This window comes from Micromonospora sp. WMMD737, from assembly GCF_049179055.1.
Classification (GTDB): domain Bacteria; phylum Actinomycetota; class Actinomycetes; order Mycobacteriales; family Micromonosporaceae; genus Micromonospora; species Micromonospora reichwaldensis.
Genome location: NZ_JBMHMH010000001.1, coordinates 6,481,680 through 6,499,558 on the forward strand (window position 1 = coordinate 6,481,680; position 17,879 = coordinate 6,499,558).

The 17,879-nt window shown below is 74.7% G+C and carries 10 protein-coding genes; 4 read left to right on the plus strand and 6 right to left on the minus strand.

Going from position 1 to position 17,879, the window contains the following annotated elements:
- The first annotated feature begins 90 nt into the window (after nt 1–90).
- Nucleotides 91–2,448: a transketolase-like TK C-terminal-containing protein gene (locus ACN27A_RS28745; RefSeq protein WP_421457702.1), complete on the plus strand. Its 2,358-nt coding sequence runs from the start codon at nt 91–93 to the stop codon at nt 2,446–2,448.
- A gap of 1,144 nt (nt 2,449–3,592) precedes the next feature.
- Here ACN27A_RS28745 and ACN27A_RS28750 read toward each other — a convergent pair.
- From ACN27A_RS28750 to ACN27A_RS28760, 3 genes are all read right to left on the minus strand, one after another.
- Nucleotides 3,593–5,167 (minus strand): metallophosphoesterase, encoded by a 1,575-nt coding sequence (locus ACN27A_RS28750; protein WP_421457703.1) that lies wholly within the window; start codon nt 5,165–5,167, stop codon nt 3,593–3,595.
- A 57-nt stretch (nt 5,168–5,224) separates the two neighbouring features.
- Nucleotides 5,225–6,400, minus strand: a complete 1,176-nt coding sequence (locus ACN27A_RS28755; protein WP_421457704.1) for a PQQ-dependent sugar dehydrogenase — start codon at nt 6,398–6,400, stop codon at nt 5,225–5,227.
- A 67-nt stretch (nt 6,401–6,467) separates the two neighbouring features.
- Nucleotides 6,468–8,282: a SpoIIE family protein phosphatase gene (locus tag ACN27A_RS28760; RefSeq protein ID WP_421457705.1), complete on the minus strand. Its 1,815-nt coding sequence runs from the start codon at nt 8,280–8,282 to the stop codon at nt 6,468–6,470.
- A gap of 189 nt (nt 8,283–8,471) precedes the next feature.
- Here ACN27A_RS28760 and ACN27A_RS28765 point away from each other — a divergent pair, with 189 nt between their 5' ends.
- Nucleotides 8,472–9,398, plus strand: a complete 927-nt coding sequence (locus ACN27A_RS28765; RefSeq protein WP_421457706.1) for a 2-hydroxyacid dehydrogenase — start codon at nt 8,472–8,474, stop codon at nt 9,396–9,398.
- Between the two features lie 21 nt (nt 9,399–9,419).
- Here the strand turns inward: ACN27A_RS28765 and ACN27A_RS28770 are convergent, their stop codons facing one another.
- Entirely contained in the window at nt 9,420–9,797 is a 378-nt protein-coding gene (locus ACN27A_RS28770; RefSeq protein WP_132232524.1) for a PH domain-containing protein, read from the minus strand.
- Nucleotides 9,798–9,993: 196 nt separating this feature from the next.
- On the opposite strand from ACN27A_RS28770, the gene ACN27A_RS28775 reads away from it, so the two are divergent.
- A complete protein-coding gene (locus ACN27A_RS28775) occupies nt 9,994–12,264 on the plus strand; it encodes an EAL domain-containing protein (RefSeq protein WP_421457707.1) in 2,271 nt (756 codons plus the stop codon).
- A gap of 70 nt (nt 12,265–12,334) precedes the next feature.
- Entirely contained in the window at nt 12,335–13,159 is an 825-nt protein-coding gene (locus ACN27A_RS28780; RefSeq protein WP_421457708.1) for a MerR family transcriptional regulator, read from the plus strand.
- 78 nt (nt 13,160–13,237) lie between these two features.
- On the opposite strand, the gene ACN27A_RS28785 is transcribed toward ACN27A_RS28780, so the two are convergent.
- Both ACN27A_RS28785 and ACN27A_RS28790 read right to left on the minus strand, forming a co-directional pair.
- Nucleotides 13,238–16,249: a carbohydrate binding domain-containing protein gene (locus tag ACN27A_RS28785; RefSeq protein WP_421457709.1), complete on the minus strand. Its 3,012-nt coding sequence runs from the start codon at nt 16,247–16,249 to the stop codon at nt 13,238–13,240.
- A gap of 374 nt (nt 16,250–16,623) precedes the next feature.
- Nucleotides 16,624–17,643 carry a LacI family DNA-binding transcriptional regulator gene (locus tag ACN27A_RS28790; protein WP_421457710.1) on the minus strand — a complete coding sequence of 340 codons (1,020 nt, stop codon included), beginning with the start codon at nt 17,641–17,643 and terminating at the stop codon, nt 16,624–16,626.
- Nucleotides 17,644–17,879 lie beyond the last annotated feature (236 nt).

Sequence of the window (17,879 nt, forward strand, 5' to 3'; positions counted from 1 at the left end):
CAACCTCATGATCAACGGGGTGGGTGTCGGCGGAGCGGCACCGCACACCCCTCGGTAGGGCGTCAATGGCGACGTCCGGATGGAGCCACCGTGAACCAGCCCGACCTCGACGTCCTCGACGAGATCCAGCAGCGGGTGCTCTGGCTCGCGACCCGGATCGTGGACGCGGCCAACCACGACCGGGACACCGGCGACGGGGTGAAGGTCGGCGGGCACCAGGCGTCCAGCGCCTCGCTGGTCACCGCCATGACGGCGCTGTGGTTCGCGCACCTCGACGCCGAGGACCGGGTGGCGGTCAAGCCACACGCCTCGCCGGTCTTCCACGCCATCCAGTACCTGCTGGGCAACCTCGACCGCTCCTACCTGACGAGGCTGCGCGCCCGGGGCGGGCTCCAGTCGTACCCGTCGCGGACCAAGGACCCCGACGAGGTCGACTTCTCCACCGGCTCCGTCGGGCTCGGCGCGGCGGCGCCGCTCTTCGCCGCCGCGACCCGCCGCTACGTCGACGCGCACTTCGGCGCCCGCCCGCACTCCCGGTTCGTCGCGCTGATCGGCGACGCCGAGCTGGACGAGGGCAACATCTGGGAGGCCGTCGCCGACCCGGCCACCACCGGCCTGGGCAACGTGACGTGGCTGGTCGACTTCAACCGGCAGTCGCTGGACCGGGTGGTGCCCGGGGTGCGGATCAACCAGTGGCGGGGCCAGTTCGAGGCCGCCGGCTGGCACGTGGTGGAGGTCAAGTACGGCCGCCGGCTCGCCGAGGCGTACGCCCGGCCGGGCGGCGAGGCGCTGCGCGACTGGATCGACGCGATGCCCAACGAGCAGTACCAGTCGCTGTTCGGGCTCACCGGCGCGGCGCTGCGCAAGCAGTTCCTCGACGGCGCGCCCGACGGCATCGAGGCGTTCATCGCCGACGTCGGCGACGACGAGCTGGGGCCGCTCGTCACCGACCTGGGCGGGCACGACATGGCGGCGATGCTCGACGCGTACGCCCAGTGCGATGCGGTCACCGACCGGCCCAGCGTGGTCTTCGCGTACACCGTCAAGGGGTGGGGTCTGCCGATCGCCGGCAATCCGCGCAACCACTCGGCGCTGCTCACCGCCGAGCAGGTCGATGCGCTGCGCGCCGCGCAGGGCCTGACGCGGGAGACCGAGTGGGACCGCCTGGACCCGGCGTCGGAGGCCGGCATCCGGGCCAACGAGCGCCGGGAGGCACTGTCCCGCGCGCCCCGCGAGCGGGCGCTGGGCGTCACCGTCCCGGACACGACGCGGGTACGCGCGAACAAGCCGATCTCGACCCAGGAGGTCTTCGGCCGGGTGCTGGTCGAGCTGGCCCGCAACCCGGAGGTGGGCCGCTACCTGGTGACCACCGCGCCGGACGTGGCGACCTCCACCAACCTGGCCGGGTTCATCAACAAGACAGGCGTCTTCGCCCCGACCGAGCAGCGCTCCTGGACCGAGGACCGGATGCTGCGCTGGACGGAGAGCCCCGCCGGGCAGCACATCGAGCTGGGCATCTCGGAGATGAACCTGTTCCTGCTGCTCGGGCAGCTCGGCCTCGCCTGGGACCTGTCGGCGCAGCCGCTGCTGCCGGTCGGCACGGTCTACGACCCGTTCGTGCTGCGTGGCCTGGACGCGTTCCTCTACGGCACCTACTCCGGCTCCCGGTTCGTGGTCGCCGGCACCCCGTCGGGCATCACGCTCGCCCCGGAGGGCGGCGCCCACCAGTCGACCATCACCGCCTCGGTGGGCCTGGAGCTGCCCGGGGTGACGTTCCTCGAACCCGCGTACGCGGCCACCCTGGACTGGCTGCTCTGCGACGCGCTGGGGCAGATCGCCGGCGGGGCCGCCCCGTCGGCGACCGCCGCTCCGGCCGAGGACGGGGCGTACTACTTCCGGCTCAGCACCCGTCCGATCGACCAGGCGCCCTTCGAGGCGGCGCGGGCCCGGCTCGGCGACGCGGTGCTGCGCCGGCAGGCGGTCGCCGGGGCGTACCGTCTGGTCGACGCCCACGAGGCGTACCCGCACCTGGCCGACGCCCCGGTGGTGCAGCTCGCCGCCTCCGGCGCGGTGCTGCCCGAGGTGCTCGCCGCGGCGGCGGAGCTGGCCGACGAGGGCATCGCCGCGCACGTCGTCGACGTCACCTCGCTGGACCGGCTCTACCGGGCCTGGCAGCGCACGCTGCGCCAGGGCGTACGCACGGCCACCGTGCCGAGCGTGCCGGGCGCGCTGCGCTCGGCGTTCGCCGACCGGGTGCCGGTGGTGACGGTGCACGACGCCGCCTCGCACGCCATGGCCTGGCTCGGCTCGGCGCTCGCCGCCCCGGCGGTGCCGCTGGGCGTGGACGAGTTCGGCCAGTCCGGCAGCGTCCACGAGCTGTACGACCTGCACGACCTGCTGCCCGGCAGCATCGTCAACGCCGCCCTCGCGGCCCTGTCCCTGCGCTGACCTGTCCTGTCCCTGCGCTGGCCCTGTCCTGTCCCTGCGCTGACCCGCAGGAGCCTGTCGCGGCCCGTCACGCGCCGCGCGGGCGTCCGGCACCACGGGGCCTGGTGCGGAGGGTCGTCCGTTTACCTCGGCGTGGTCGGCTGAGCTGGGCTGCGGCTGCAAGGTGCCGATGCGACTGTGCTGGGCGCGGTTGCGGCTGCGGTGGCCGACGGTGGTCGGCGGCTGCCGTGGTCGGTGGCAATCGGCTGTGGCTGTGGCTGAGGGCGGGGCGGGCGGGGCGCGGGTACGGGTGCAGTGGGTTGCGGCGGCGGGTGGACGGCGGCGGCGGGGTGGGCGGCGGCTGGGCGAGCCTGCCGGCATGGGCGCAGAAGCGCGACCGGGACTCGGGACCCGGGACCCGGGACCCGGGACCCCAGCCTTATGGGTGCGAAACGCTCGTGCCATCGCCGGGCAGCGTCAAGGCCTCCTACGGTCATCCGGCGCAGGGGCCAGCCGGGATCCGAGAGCTGGTTACCGAGAGTGATTCGAGCGCCGTGTGACGGAGTGTGACGGTGGGCGAGAGGCGCGGCAGTGCCTGCTTGCACCCTTTGCTCTGCAGCCATGGAGGCACCAGGCCCCTGACCAGCTACGGCGCAAATCGCACCCGTCGAGAGCTGACAACGAATCGTCACGATGGGTCACTGGTGCATCCGTGGCTGCAGAGCAAAGCGTCCGAGGGCATGGTCGGCTCCGAACGGGTGTCGCTACTTAGGGTGACGGTTGCAGGCTGGGTAGATGACCATCCGCCCGGACTACGTGGACCACTACGCGTACCAGGAGGGTCTGCTGACCTCCTACTGCAGCGGGGTGACGGCCAGGACAACCGCCCGACACTCGGGAACCACCGCCGGACGATCAGGGCAGGGCTGTCGGAGGCCCGGCCGGTCATGCGGGGCCATCACACGCGCGGCGTTCAGGGCGTGCCGGGTCTCCACAGGCGTGCCGGGTCTACCCCACGGGGCGAGCCCGGTCGACGCGGCGACGGTCAGCTGGTCGGCATGCCGAGGTCGACGGGTCGGAGCCAGCATGTCGAGGCCGGCGAGTGGGGACCAGCGGGGCCGTGGCCAGCGCTCGGGTCAGAGGACGGAGGCCAGCGGGCTCGGGGTCAGCGGGTCGGGGTGGGGGTGACCGGGACGGGAGCACCCGCCTTCGGGTCCTCCACGACGTGCCGCTCCAGGTTCACCTGCGCCTGCCCCGTGCCGCCGACGGTGATGTCGTCGTACGCCTGGAGCAGCTTGTCCTTGTCGAAGTAGAGCACCGTCATCGACAGCGGGGTGGGCTTCTCGCCCTCCAGGCCGCGCAGGCCGGCACCGCCCGTGGACCCCTGCACCATCAGCTGGGTGGGCCCCTTCCCGGGCACCTCGGGCAGCTTCGAGACCTGCCGGTCGTGGGTGTGCCCGGCGAGCACCAGCGGGCACGCGCCCGACAGGGGCCCGGCGGAGGCCGGGTCGTGCACCAGCGCGATGTTCACCGGGCGCGGCGAGCTGCGTACGGTGGCCGCGAGCTGTTCGCCGACGCCGATGAGCTGGTCCGCGGTCTGCTGGGTGAGCCCGCTGCCCGCCGGCGAGGTGTTCTTGTCGGGGGTGAAGCGCGGGTCGCCGATGCCGGCGATGGTCAGCCCCGCGACCGTGGTGGTCGTGTTGCTCAGCACGATCGCGTTCGGCTGGCGGGCCACGGCCGCCGCGGTCCGCCCCGAGTCGTGGTTGCCCCGGATGTAGACGTACGGCTTCCTGAGCAGGCCGATCGAGCCGACGTACGAGGCCTCCGGCTCGGAGCCCCAGTCGGTGATGTCCCCGGTGTCGATCACCACGTCGATGCCGAACTGCTCGACGACGGTGCGGATGAGCTGCCAGCCGGTCGGGTTGAGGTGCATGTCGGAGACGTGCAGTACGCGGGTCGTGCCGGGGGCGGGCTCGTAGACCGGCAGCGACGACACGGTGGTGTAGAGCTGGCTGACGTTGCCGACGATGCGCTGGAGCTGCTCGGCGTACCGGGTGTAGTCGTTCGCGATCCGCCGGGCGTCACCGACGATCGCGGGGGCGTTGACCAGCAGCCCCTCGTAGCGCGGCTCCTCGATCGACTCCGGCCGGATGGTGGCCGCGGCGGTGCCGAGGCTGGCGGCGGTGATCACCAGCGCCAGCCCGCCCGCCCAGGCCGCCCGGCGGGTGTCACGGAAGAGCAGCAGCGCCAGCAGCAGGGTGACCAGCACCGTCGAGGCCAGCGTCCGCAGGCCGAGGCGCAGCACGCCCTCGCGGACGTCGTCGACGGCCGACTGGCTGGCCCGGTTGATGCTCGCCGGATCGTCGAGCAGCGCCTCCGTGCGGCTCTGGTCCAGAGCGCCCAGCTCCACCGTCAGGTGGGTCGGCCCGTCGTGGCTGTCGAGCAGCAGCGCGCCCAGCGGCGGGATGTCGACGGTGGTGCCGCCGCCCAGCGCCGGCGCGACCGTGAGGTCGGCCTGGAACGGGCCGATGTCGGTGCTGACCCGGCCGCCGGCGAGCACGCCGATCACCACGCCGACCACGGCGACGACGAGGACCGCCAGGGTCCACCCGGTCGCGCGGAGGGCTCGCCGGCCGGTCCGGTCGGCGTCACCCCGCCGGAGCGCCGGGCGTGGGGCAGGACCGGTCGCCGGGGCGTCCTCGCCCCGGTTCGCGTGCTGTTCGTTCTCCTGGCCGTCCATGGTGAGATTCTGACCTGCCCACTGAAGGATCTTGGGAAACCCGGACGAGCCGGTGCGTCAGCTCCGGCCGGCCCCGCCGCCCGCGAAGACCAGCCGCAGCAGCCGGTCGTCCTCGGGTTGCGGCTGGCCCCGCCCGTCGTGGTTGGAGGTGCTCACCCAGATCGAGCCGTCGGGAGCGGCAGCCACGGCACGCAGCCGCCCGAAGCGGTCGGTCAGCAGCTCGCGCGGCTGGCCGAGCACGGCGCCGGTGTCGGTCAGCTCGACCAGCCAGAGTCGCTCGCCGCGCAGGCACGCGGTGACGAGCAGCCGGTCCACGGCGGTGAGCCCGGAGCAGGACGCGTCCGACGTCGGCCACTGGGCGACGGGGTTGACGAAGCGCTTGTCGTCGCCGCGCCCCTCGACCGTGGGCCATCCGTAGTTGCGCCCCTTGGTGACCTGGTTGATCTCGTCCCAGGTGTTCTGGCCGAACTCCACGGCGTACATCCGCTTGCCGGCGTCCCAGGCGATGCCCTGGACGTTGCGGTGGCCCAGCGACCACACGGGGGAGTTCGGGAACGGGTTGCCGGGCGCCGGCTTGCCGTCCTTCGTGATCCGAAGGATCTTGCCGCCGAGGCGCTTGGCGTCCTGCGCCTGCGGCCGGTCGCCGGCGTCGCCGGTGCTCGCGTAGAGCAGGCCGTCCGGGCCGAAGGCCAGGCCGCCGCCGTTGTGGATGCCGGCCTTGGGGATGCCGGTGAGGATCGGGGCCGGCGTGCCGCCCAGCTCCAGCCGGGCGATCCGGTTGTCCCGCTCGGTCGTGTAGTAGACGAAGACCGACTTGTCGCGCTGGTAGTCGGGCGAGACGGCGATGCCCATCAGCCCGCCCTCGCCGGAGGCCGCCACGTCGGCGATGGTCTGCACCGGGGTGACCTTCAGCCCGTCGGGGCCCGACTCGGGGCCGACCCGCAGGATCCGGCCGCTGTCGCGCTCGGTGACCAGGGCGGCGCCGTCGGGCAGGAAGGCGATCCCCCACGGCACCCGCAGGCCCTTGGCCAGCACGGTGGTGACGACCTCCTGGCCGGCGCCGCCGGGGCTCGCCGTCGCCGACGGCGTCGGGAAGGTCGGCGGCTCACCGGCCGGGTCGGGCTCCGGCTCGCCGAGGCTGCAACCGGCGGTCGCCAGCAGCAGCGCCGCGCACGAGGCCGCCAGGGCCGTCCGGAGACGGTGGGTGCGGGGGTACGGGGGACGGGCGCTCACCCGGCCCAGGGTAGCCCGCCGGAACGTCCCACCGGGGTCGACGGATCGGACCGACTCCGTGGGGTGGTCAGATCGCCCGGACGGCCAGCAGCGCGACGTCGTCCTCCCGGCGGGGCGCGGTGGTCAGCAGCAGGTCACAGAGATCGCCCAGCGCCAGCCGGTCGGTGCCCGCCAGCCGGGCGAGCAGCTCCGCCATCCCCTCGTCGATGGGCCGGTCCCGCCGCTCGATGAGGCCGTCGGTGTAGAGCAGCAGGGTGTCGCCGACGGCCAGGTGGGTGTGCCGGGTGGTGCGCCGTACCGGCCGGTTCAGCCCGAGCAGCGGCTCCGGCGCCCCGGCGAGCACCTCCACCGCGCCGCCGGTCCGGACCACGAGCGGCGGGGGGTGCCCCGCGTTGCACCAGGTGACCCGCTGGCCGCCGGCCCCGTCGGCGTGCAGCCGCACCAGGGCCGCCGTGGCCGCCGTCCGCAGGTGCAGGCCGCGGATCGTCTCGTCCAGGCGGCTCATCAGCTCGCCTACCGCGTCGGGCCGGCCGTACGCGTTGCCCCGGACCAGGTTGCGCAGCTGCCCCATGGTCGCGGCGGCCTCGATGTCGTGCCCGGCCACGTCGCCGATCGCCGCGATCAGCTCCCCGCCCGGCTGGCGGAAGGCGTCGTACCAGTCGCCGCCGACCTCGACGCGGTCCGCCGCCGGCTGGTAGCGGGCGGCCAGTTCGAGGTCCCGGGTGACCGGCAGTTCCGGCAGCATGCTGTGTTGCAGCACGTGCGCGACGTGCCGCTGTTCGCCGTACATCCGGCTGTTGCCGATCGCCTGACCGGCCCGGCGGCCGATGTCCTCGGCGATCAGCAGGTCGCTCTCGTCGAAGTCGCGCCGCTGCGGGCCGTTGATCAGGGTGATGCAGCCGAGCACCCGCTCGGCGTCGATGATCGGCACGCTGAGGTGCGAGGAGAAGCCGAGGCGGGCGGCGAGTGCCGGCATCTCCGGCCCGACCGTGCCCCGGCGCACGTCGTCGAGGGTCGCCGCGGCGGCCAGGACGGGCCGGCCGGTGCGCAGCACCGCCCGGGTGATCGAGTGGGCGCTCAACCCCGTGCGCATCAGCTCGGCGAAGCGGGCGACGTCCGGGACCCGGGCCGGGTCGCGGTGTGCGGCGGTCACGTCGCGCGGCGCCCCGTCCGGCCCGACCAGCGTCACCAGGGACCAGTCGGCCAGCAGCGGCACCATCGTCTCGCGCAGGTGGCGCAGCGCGGTGGCCACGTCGAGCGTGCCGGCCAGCGTCCCGGCCAGCCCGGCCAGCAGTTCCAGCCGGCCGTTGGCCTCCTCGGCGCGCCGCCGCGCCTGCTCGGCGCCGTCGAGGGCGATCCGCAACCGCAGCTCGGAGGAGCAGGCGGCGGCCAGGTCGGCGAGCGTCCGCAGCTGCTCGGCGCTCCAGTCGCGGGGCTTGTCGTCGATCGCGCAGAGCGAGCCGAGGACGCGACCCTCCAGGTCCGTCAGCGGCATCCCGGCGTACGCGACCACGCCCAGCTCGGGCACGGCGAGGTTGTCCCGCAGGGCGGGATGGAGCCGGGCGTCGGGCAGCAGCATCGGGGTGCCGAGGCCGACGACGTGCTGGCAGAACGAGTGGCTCAGCGGGGTCTGCCGCCGGTCGGCCCACGGCCGGGCCAGTCCCACCTCGCCGGGGAAGAACTGGCGCTCGGCGTCGACCAGGGAGACCAGCGCGACCGGCACGTCGAGCAGGTCCCCGACCAGCCGGGCGAACCGGTCGAACGCCTCGTCGGGGGCGGCCGTCAGCCGGGTCTCGGCGAGGGAGCGCAGCCGATCGGGATCGCGGAGCGCCGCAATCGGGTCGGCCCGCTCCGGGGCGTCGTCGCGGGAGCCTTCGGTCATCGACCACCTGTCCGTGCGGATGGAGGCCGACCGGCACTCCGGTCCTCCCTTATACCCCCTCCGGACCGGAATCGACGCGGTCGCCGGACCGTCGCCCTGGTCACTCGCCCGCAGCGGGCGGGGCCCGTCCGGGTGCCGGGAGCCGCCCCGCCCGGCGTACGCCACCGTCGGGGGCTATCGTCGGCGGGCGTGAAGGTATGGATTCCGCACCAGGCCGGCCGGACGCTCCTCGGTGAGCTGCCGCCGGAGGTCACGGTCGAGGTGGCCGGGGGCGTCTCCCGGCTCCCCTCGGAGGCCGCTGGCGTCCGGTTCTGGGTGCCGCCCTTCCTGGCCAGCGGGGACGCCACCGCCCTGCTGGGCGAGCTGCCCGACCTGGAGGTGGTGCAGCTCCTCTCCGCCGGGGCGGACGCGTGGGCGGGCCGGGTCCCGCCCCGCGTGACGCTCTGCGACGCCAGGGGGGTGCACGACCCGTCCACCGCCGAGTGGGTGGTCGCGGCGATCCTGTCCCAGCTGCGCGCCTTCCCCGCCCTCGCCCGGGCGCAGGCCCGGCGCGACTGGGCGTACGACGAGGTGGCCCCCACCGACGAGCTGGCCGGCAAGCGGGTGCTGATCGTCGGGGCGGGCTCGATCGGCACGGCGGTACGCGACCGGCTCGCGCCGTTCGAGGTGAGCTTCACGCTGGTGGCCCGGACCGCCCGTCCGGAGCAGGGCGTGCACGGCGTGGCGGAGCTGCCGGGGCTGCTCGCCGAGGCCGACGTGGTGGTGCTGCTGGTGCCGCTGACCGAGCAGACCCGGGGGCTGGTGGACGAGAAGTTCCTCGCCGCCATGCGGGACGGCGCGCTGCTGGTCAACGCCGCCCGTGGGCCGGTGGCCCGGACGGAGGCGCTGGTCGCCGAGCTGCGTACCGGCCGGATCTCGGCCGCGCTGGACGTCACCGACCCCGAGCCGCTGCCCGCCGACCACGAGCTGTGGACGATGCCGAACGTGCTGCTCACCCCGCACGTGGCCGGATCGGTGCGCGGCCTGCTGCCGCGCGCGTACCGGCTGGTCGGCGACCAGGTCCGCCGGTTCGCCGCCGGCGAGCCGCTGATCAACACGGTGGTGGACGGCTACTGAGCGGTGCCGGCGCGACGGTGCTCAGCCGGTCGCGCCGGGCAGGCTCTGGCCGGTGGCCGAGATCAGCCGGGGCAGGTCGGTGCCGCGTACGGCCGGCAGCGTGACGCGCTGGCCGTCGTCGAGCCGGGCGACCGCCCGGCCGCGCGGGTCGGCGGCCAGCTCGACGACCCGGTCCCAGCTGATCCGGCGCTGCCCGACCAGCGCCCGCAGGCGCAGCTCGCGGGCGTCCGCGTCGGTGCCGGCCCGCCACGCCCACACCGTGACGGCGAGCGGGACGAGCAGCACCGGCAGCAGGTACCACCGGGCGCCGGCCACCGGCAGGGCGCCGAAGAAGGCGACGATCGCGGCGGCCAGGATGGCCTGGTTGTGCCGGAAGTGGACGGTGTCGGGACTGCTCACCCCCCGATGATCCCACCCCCGCCGGCCCCGGTACGCGCCGGGCGGTGGACCCGAGCGTCGGTGACGGGGATCACTGTCGACTCGGCGTCACCGACCTCGTGGCCCGCTCGTTGGCGACTGATGGGCAGCGGACCAACCCCGGGTCCGCAGCCCCGCACCGTCGCACCGCCCGTGCCCCCTCACGAAGGCGACCGCCGTGCCCCTCGCGTACCCGCAACGCGCGTCCATCCCCCGTCCGACACTGCCGGACACCCTCGTCCTCGCCGCCGTCGCGCTGCTCCTGTTCGCCGGCGCGGCCGGTCGGGTGCCCGCCCTGGCCGTCGTGGCGCTGGCCGGCGCGGCCAGCTGCGCCCTGGCCGGCGCGCGGCTCTCTCGGCTCACCGCCGCCCCGCCGCCGACCCCCGCGCCGGTCCCCACCCGGTCCCGCGCCGCCCGCCGGCGTGCGGCGCCGCCCCGACGCGTCGCCGTGCTGCTCGACGCCGCGGTGGTGACGGCGGGGCTCACCGCCGCCGTGCTCCCGCTCGCCGAACCGGGCCAACGCTCCGCCGTCGTCGTGTCGGGGCTGGCCGCCTCCGCCGCGTTGTTCGTCGCGGGCCTGCCTCCGGCGGCGCGGCGGTCCCGCCCGTCCGCCCGGCTCCGGCTCCGTGGAGCCGCCGACGCGACCGCCGCCGGCCTGGGGCTGGTCCCCGCCGGCTGGCTGCTGCTGCCCCGCGACGCCCTCGACCCGCCGGTGCGGTTCGCCGTGGCCGTGGCCCTGGGCGGGCTCGCGCTCGCCGCGCTCACGGTGCTGACCGGGCCGCACCGGCGGACCGGCGCGGCCCGCTGCCGGGGCGGGGCGGCGCTCACCCTGTCCGGGCTGGTGGTGCTGGCCGCCCTGCAGGCGGGCACGGCACCGGAGCGGGCGGCGCTGGTATCCGTACCCCCGCTGGTGGGTGGGGTGCTGCTGACGGCGGCGGGGGCGCGGCGGGCGACCCGCCCCGAGCCGGACCCGCCCGCCCCGCCGACCAGGGTGTGGCCCCGGGCCGTGGTCCCGACCGCCGCGGCCGTGGCGGCCGTCGGATGGCAGCTGCGCGACGGCGGGTCGCCGGACCTCACCGCGGTCCTGCTCGCGCTCGCGCTGGCCCCGCCGTTGGTGCTGCGCGACCTGCTCCGGGCGGACGACCCGGCGCAGCCGACCGGTCCCGGCGGCCCGCCGGTCGGGCACCGCCCGGCGGGCCCGGACCGGTCCGGCGCGCCCGTGGACCGACCGGCGCTGCTGCGGGCCCTCGCCGCCCTCCGGAACGCGCCGGCCCCCGCCGGCGCGCTGCTCGTCGTCGACCTCGACGGACCCGGTCCCGCCCCCGACGGGCACCAGGGCCGCGAGGACGTGCTGGCCGAGGTGCTCCGCCGGGCCCGCGCGGTGGTCGGCCCCCGGGACCTGCTCGCGGACGTCACCGCCACCGGCTTCGCCGTGGTCACCGAGGTCGGGCCGGTGCTGGCGTACGCGCTGGGCACCCGGCTGCTCGCCGCGCTCACCGAGCCCTACCCCACGGCGGGCGGGTCGCTGCGGCTGCGGGCCGGCATCGGGCTCGCCGAGATCGGCAACGGCGGCCCGGAGGACGTGCTGCGCCAGGCGGACCTGGCCCGGCGGCGGGCCGTGCAGCTCGGCCGGGACCGGGTCGAGTGGTACGACGCCTACCTGGAGGAGCAGCTCGTCCGCCGGCTCGACCTGGAACGGGAGCTGCCCGGGGCGGTCGCCCGGGGCGAGTTGGACCTCGTCTACCAGCCGGTGCTCGACCTGGCCGACCGGCAGCCGGTCGGCACGGAGGCGCTGCTGCGCTGGCGCAGCCCGGTGCTCGGCACGGTGCTTCCCGCCGAGTTCCTGCCGGTGGCCGAGGACCTCGACGTCGTGGGCGAGCTGGGCTGCTGGGTGCTGGACCGGGCCTGCCGGCAGCTCGCCGCCTGGTCGGCGGGCAGCCGGCAGCTCTGGATGGCGGTGAACGTGACCGTCCGGGAGTTGGCCTCCCCCGACTTCGTGCCGCGCACGGCGGCCGTGCTCGACGCGTACGGGTTGTCGCCGGACCGGCTGGTGGTCGAGGTGGCGGAGCCCCGGGTCGGTGCCGAGCTGCCGACGGTGGTGGCCCGGCTGGCCGGGCTGCGCTCACTGGGCGTACGCACCGCGCTGGACGACTTCCGGGCCGAGCACGCCTCGCTGGCACAGCTCCGCCGGCTGCCGATCGACCTGCTCAAGGTCGGCCCGCAGCTGGTGGACCCGGCGGACCCGCAGCGCCCGCTGATCGACGTGGTGGTGAACGTGGGGGACCGGCTGGGGCTGGACATCGTGGCCGAGGAGTTGGAGTCGGCGAGCCTGGTCGACGGCGCGCGGCGGGCCGGCTGCCGGTACGGGCAGGGCTTCGCGCTGGCCCGCCCGGCCACCGCCGAGCGGGTCGAGGCGTACTTCGAGGAATTCCCGTCGGCCTCGCGCTGACCGGGCCGGCATTCCCCGCCCCCGCCTGGTTGACTCTGACACCGTGTCAGGGCCGAACGTGTGAGGGGCAATGTTCACCATCGGAGACTTCGCCGGGCTCGGCCGCGTGTCGGTCCGCATGCTGCGTCACTACGACAGCATCGGGCTGCTCCGCCCGGCCGCCGTCGACCCGCACACCGGGTACCGGTTCTACCGGGCCGAGCAGCTGCGCCGGCTCAACCGGGTGATCGCCCTCAAGGAACTGGGGCTCACCCTCGGGCAGGTGCGGGCGATCCTCGACGACGCCGTCGAGGTCGCCGAACTGCGCGGCATGCTGCGGCTGCGCCGGTCCCAGTTGGAGGCCCAACTGGCGGCCGACACCGCCCGGCTGGCCGGGGTCGAGGCGAGGCTCCGCATGATCGAGACGGAGGGTCGGATGGCCAGCCAGGACGTCGTACTCAAGGAACTGCCCGCAGTCCGGGTGGCGGAGCTGACCGGGGTGGCCCGCAGCTACGAGACGCCGGACATCTCCACCGTGATCCAGCCGCTCTACGCGGAGCTGTTCCGGCGCCTCGCCGCGGCGGGCGTCGTGCCCTCCGGCCCGGGGCTGGCCTGGTACGAGGCGACGGGGGAGGGCGAGTCCGTCGTGGTGCACGCCGGGGTGACGGTGGCCGCCGACCCCTCGGCGGCCCGGGACTTCGGCGTCGTCGACCTGCCCGCGGTGCCCACCGCGGCGACGATCATCCACCACGGGCCGATGGACGAGGTGGAGGGCAGCATCCAGGCGCTCGCCACCTGGATCGAGGCGAACGGCTGGCGGGCCGACGGGTACACCCGCGAGCTGTACCTGGACTACTGCCCGGACGAGCCCGAGAAGGGCGTCACCGAACTCCAGTTGCCGGTGGTCGCGGCGTGAGCGGCGGCCCGACCCGGGTGCGGGTCGGGCCGCAGGCGGTGTCGGAGGCGGCCGGACCTGCCGCCTCCGACACGGGCGTCACCGCAGGTAGGGGCCGGTGTCGCCGACCTTGCCCGGCGCCGGGTTGCCCGGCAGGTCCAGCACGTACACCCGCAGGTTGCCCTGCCCGCTGACGGTCGCCGTCAGGGTCCCGTTGGTGACCGTCCGGACGTCGCCGGTGACCGCGTCGACGTACCGGCCGTTGGGCACGCCGGTGAACGTCGCGCTCCCGGAGACCGTGACCAGCGCGAAGCTGTCCACGCCGCCGGCGGTGAAGCGCCGCTTGTACGCCATGGCGCCGCTGATCCCCTCGGTCGAGTACTGCCCCTTCTGCAGGGCCGGCACCGCCCGGCGGATCTGGTTGAGCCGCTGCACGTGCTTGACCAGCGGCTTGTCCAGCGTGCTGGCCACGGGGCCGGTGGCGGAGGCGACCCGGCCGAAGCCGGCCGCGGTGACCGTGCCCGCAAGGTGGCCGCCGTAGTAGGCGCGCCCGGTGGTGGCCAGCGGGCAGGTCGGCCCGCAGTCGATCTTCGCGCCCTTCTGGAACTCGATCTCCGAGCCGTAGTAGAGCGTCGGGATCCCCCGGAACGTCCACATGAGGCTCATGTTCTCCGCCCAGGCGCCGGTGCCCCCGGTGTAGCGGGTGTTCGACTTGTTCGGACCGTAGTCGTGGCTGTCGACGTAGACGACGTTGTAGGTCGCGTCGTTGTAGCTGTCGTCGGAGTCCTTGCCGTTGCCGAAGGCGTTGTGCGCGTCGCCGAAGTTCATGTGCATGCGCATGTCGATGACGTTCATGCCGGAGAACTTCGAGTGGTCCGGCGCGTGGTAGGTGTTCCCGCGCAGGAAGGCGTTGTCGCTGGTCGGCTGCCCGTTCGGGCCGAGCAGCTGCTCGTGGTCGTACTGCTCGATGGCCGCGCGCACGTCGTCGGGGCTGTACTCCTTGCGCTCCTTCCAGGTGAAGAACTGCGCCGAGTGGTTCACCGAGCCCCGGTTCCACTTGTCGTTGACGAACGCGGCGACCTCGCCGAAGACGTAGAAGTCCCGACCCTTCTCGCCGTGCCTGGCCAGCGCGTGCTGCTGGATCGCCGGCAGGAAGCGCCGGTTCCAGGTGACGCGGGGGATGTGCACGGCCGTGTCGATGCGGAAGCCGTCGACCCCCATGTCGATGTACTTGTTGTACGTGTCGATCAGGTACTTCTGCACGGTGGCGTTCTCGGTGTTGAAGTCGGCCAGGTCCTCGTGCAGCCAGCAGCTGCGCGAGTCCTCGCCCTCCCAGTTGCCGATCCAGCACTGGTGGTACAGGTCGGCCGGGAAGAGCTTGCTGGTCGGGGTCGGCCACTGGCACTCGTAGAGGCGGAAGCCCTCGGGGCTGGTGCCGGCCGGGGCGCCCCAGCGCGGGCACTGGTTTCCGGGCGGCGCGGTGCTCGACCAGACGTCGCCGTTGTAGGGCCGTCCCTTGGCGAGGGCGTTCTGCGCCGGGGTCAGCTCCGGGTCGGTGCCGGGGTGCTCGACCATGGGGTCGTACGCGCGGCCCGGCTCCTGCTTGCTGTACATCCACTTCCACTGCTCGTCGCGGGCGCCGTACACCGTGGGGGTGAACAGGCCCTTGGCGCCCCAGCGGGAGCTGTGGTTGTAGACCACGTCCTGGAAGACCTTGATGCCCTTGGCGTGCGCGGCGTTGATCAGGTCCTGGTAGCTCGCGCCGGGGCTCTCCAGCCTCGGGTCGACCCGCTGGAAGTCCCAGCCGTGGTAGCCGTGGAAGTCGTAGTCGGACCGGTTCAGCACGACCGGGGTGATCCAGAGGGCGGAGAAGCCGAGCCCCTTGACGTAGTCGAGCTTGTCGATCAGGCCCTTGAAGTCGCCGCGGAACATCGGGTCGTCGTTGGCCGCGTTGCCGGACTTGGCGTGCTGGCTGCCGCCCCGGTTGTTGGTGGCGTCGCCGTCGGCGAACCGGGCGGTCATGACGAAGTAGATGCTGTCCTCGCGGGGGTCGCCGCCGAGCGGGGTGCCGGCCGCGGGCGGGGGTGTGGTGGTGCCGGTGGTGACCGCCACGGGGGGACTGGCCGGGGAGGTGTTGCCGGCCGCGTCGTACGCCCGGACGGTGTACTCGTAGCGGGTCTGCGGGCTCAGCGCGTCGTCGACGTGGCCGGTGCCGGCGGTGGTCACCGTGACGGTGCCCTGCGACCCGCCGGTGCGGGTGAGCCGGTAGCCGGTGACCCCGCGGTCGTCGGTGGCCGCGGCCCAGGAGACCGCGACGCGCAGCCCGTTCGCGGTCGCGCCCAGTCCCGTGGGGGTGGACGGCGCGGTGGTGTCCGGCGTGTCGGGCGGGCACGGCGAGGCCGCGCCGGCGGTCACCACGCCCGCCCTGACGGTGCTCACCCCGGCGCCCAGGGCGTAGTCCGCGCCGTTGTTGTTGTCCCAGGCGCCGGCGCCGTTGTTGAACGCCGCCCGGAGCGTGGCGGCGGTGCCGAGGTCGACCACCCGGCGGGCCCATCCGGCGCAGCCCGCCTGCATCGGCACGCCGGGGACGGTGGTCCAGGCCCCGCCCACGGGCTGGTAGTGGATGTTCGCGGCGGCCCAGCCCCTGGTCCCGACGTGGTACCACACCTCGGCCGTCCGGCCGGTCGGCGGGTTCGACGGGGTGGGCGTGGGCGAGGGGGTGCCGGCGCAGGGGTCGTCCGTGCCGACCACGCCGTCCGCGACGGTCACCGTCCCGGTGCCGGTGCGGTAGTTCGCGCCCCGGTTGTTGTCCCAGGTGGCGCCGTTGTGGTTGAACACCACCTGGAGGCCGGTGGCGCTACCGGCGTCGATGGTGCGTTTACGCCAGCCGGCGCACGCCGCCTCCATCGCCACCCCGGGCACGGCCGTCCACGCGCCGCCGTCCGGCGCGTAGTGGACGTTGACCTGGCCGGTCCAGGTGGCGGCGGGTCGGTAGTAGACGGTCACGGAGTTCGCGGCGGAGGCCGTGCTGAGCGGGGCCAGCCCGACGGCGATCCCGGCGGCCAGCGCGGCCGCGATCGTCCGTCGTCTTCGTCCGGTGCTGGGATGCATCGGAGCTCCTCGGGGGTGGTTGTCGGCGGGGGCCGAGGGGGACGGGGTGCCTTGCGTGACAGCCGTCGACTGGGGGGATTGTCCGGACCGGACAGTGACGTGACGGATCGCGTCACAGAATGACGAATGTTTCTGCAAGGTCTTGCAAGTGGCGAGAAAGTTACCACCATCAACCTCCCGACACCAGACGTTCACACTGATCGGACGGAGGCCCGCCGGCCTCAGCTGTGCCGAGCCGGGCGGGTGGGGCCGGGGTGCCGCAGCGCGGCCCGGGGGATCGATTAACCGGTTAAGGTGGACCGCCGCCTACGGCTCCTGCCGTCGCCCCGGCCGGGAGGCGGGCGGGCGGGGGGCCCGGGTCGGCGCGGTCGGGCTCAGCCCGCGCGCGGCGGGGCCGTGCTGCCCCGGGGCGTGAGGTGGGCGGTCCCGTCCTGCACCTGCCGGGCCGGCGCGCCGCCGATCACCGCCAGCAGCTCCCGGGCGGCGTGCGCGCCGTACGCCGGGATGTCCCGGCCGAGCGCGGTCAGCGGCGGGTGCACCAGCTGGCAGAGCGGCGAGTCGTCCCAGGCCACGATGGACACCTCACCCGGCACGGCGAGGCCCATCTCCTGGGCCACCGACAGCCCCGCTATCGCCATCACGTCGTTGTCGTAGATCACGGCGGTGGGGCGGCCGGCCGAGCTGAGCAGCCGCCGGGTGGCGCGCGCCCCCTCCTCGCCGGTGTAGTCCGACGGCACCGTGACCGCGTCGGCCAGGCCGAGCCGGCGGCACACCTGGGTGAACGCCTCGGTGCGGATCTCGGTGTGCAGCAGGGCGGGCAGGCCGCCGACGCGGGCGATCCGGCGGTGGCCGAGGGCGACCAGGTACTCCACGGTCTCCACCAGCGCCGCCGCGTCGTCGGACCAGACGCTGGCCAGCCCGCCGGTGCCGCCCGGGCCGCCGATCACCACCGCGGGCAGGCCCAACTCCTCCAGCACCGGCACCCGGCGGTCGTCGGCGCGCAGGTCGCAGACGAGGACGCCGTCGACGCGGCGCTCACCCCACCACCGGCGGTAGACCGCGACCTCCGCCTCCTGGTCGGCCACCATCTGGAGGGTGAGCGCGTACGACCGGGCGGAGAGCTCGGCCTCGACGCCGCTGATCAGCTCCATGAAGAACGGCTCGATGCCGAGCGTGCGGGCGGGGCGGCAGAGGGCGAGGCCGACCGCGTCGGCGGTGGCCCCGGAGAGGGAGCGGGCGGCGCGACTCGGGTTGAAGCCGATCTCGGCGGCGATGGCGAGGATCCGCTGCCGGGTGGCCTCGGAGACCCCGGGCTGGCCGTTCAGCGCGTAGGAGACCGCCCCCTTGGACACCCCGGCGCGGCGGGCGACGTCGGCGATCGTGGGCCGCTTCACCGGCGTACTCCTCCACTCTCCCGCCCGGGCGGGTGTCACCACGAGGCCGGGGCGACCGGCGGCGGTCCACGCTACTGCACCGGCCCCGGAGCGGGCCGGCACGACCGGTGCCCGGCGTCGGGACTGCCGTCGACTTTCCCGGTTAAGTGATCTGGTGCGGTTCGGCTCGGTCCCGGACCGCGCTGCGGGACCGCGTCCCGCCGTCTCGCAGAAATGCCTCCACCTCCCATGATCGC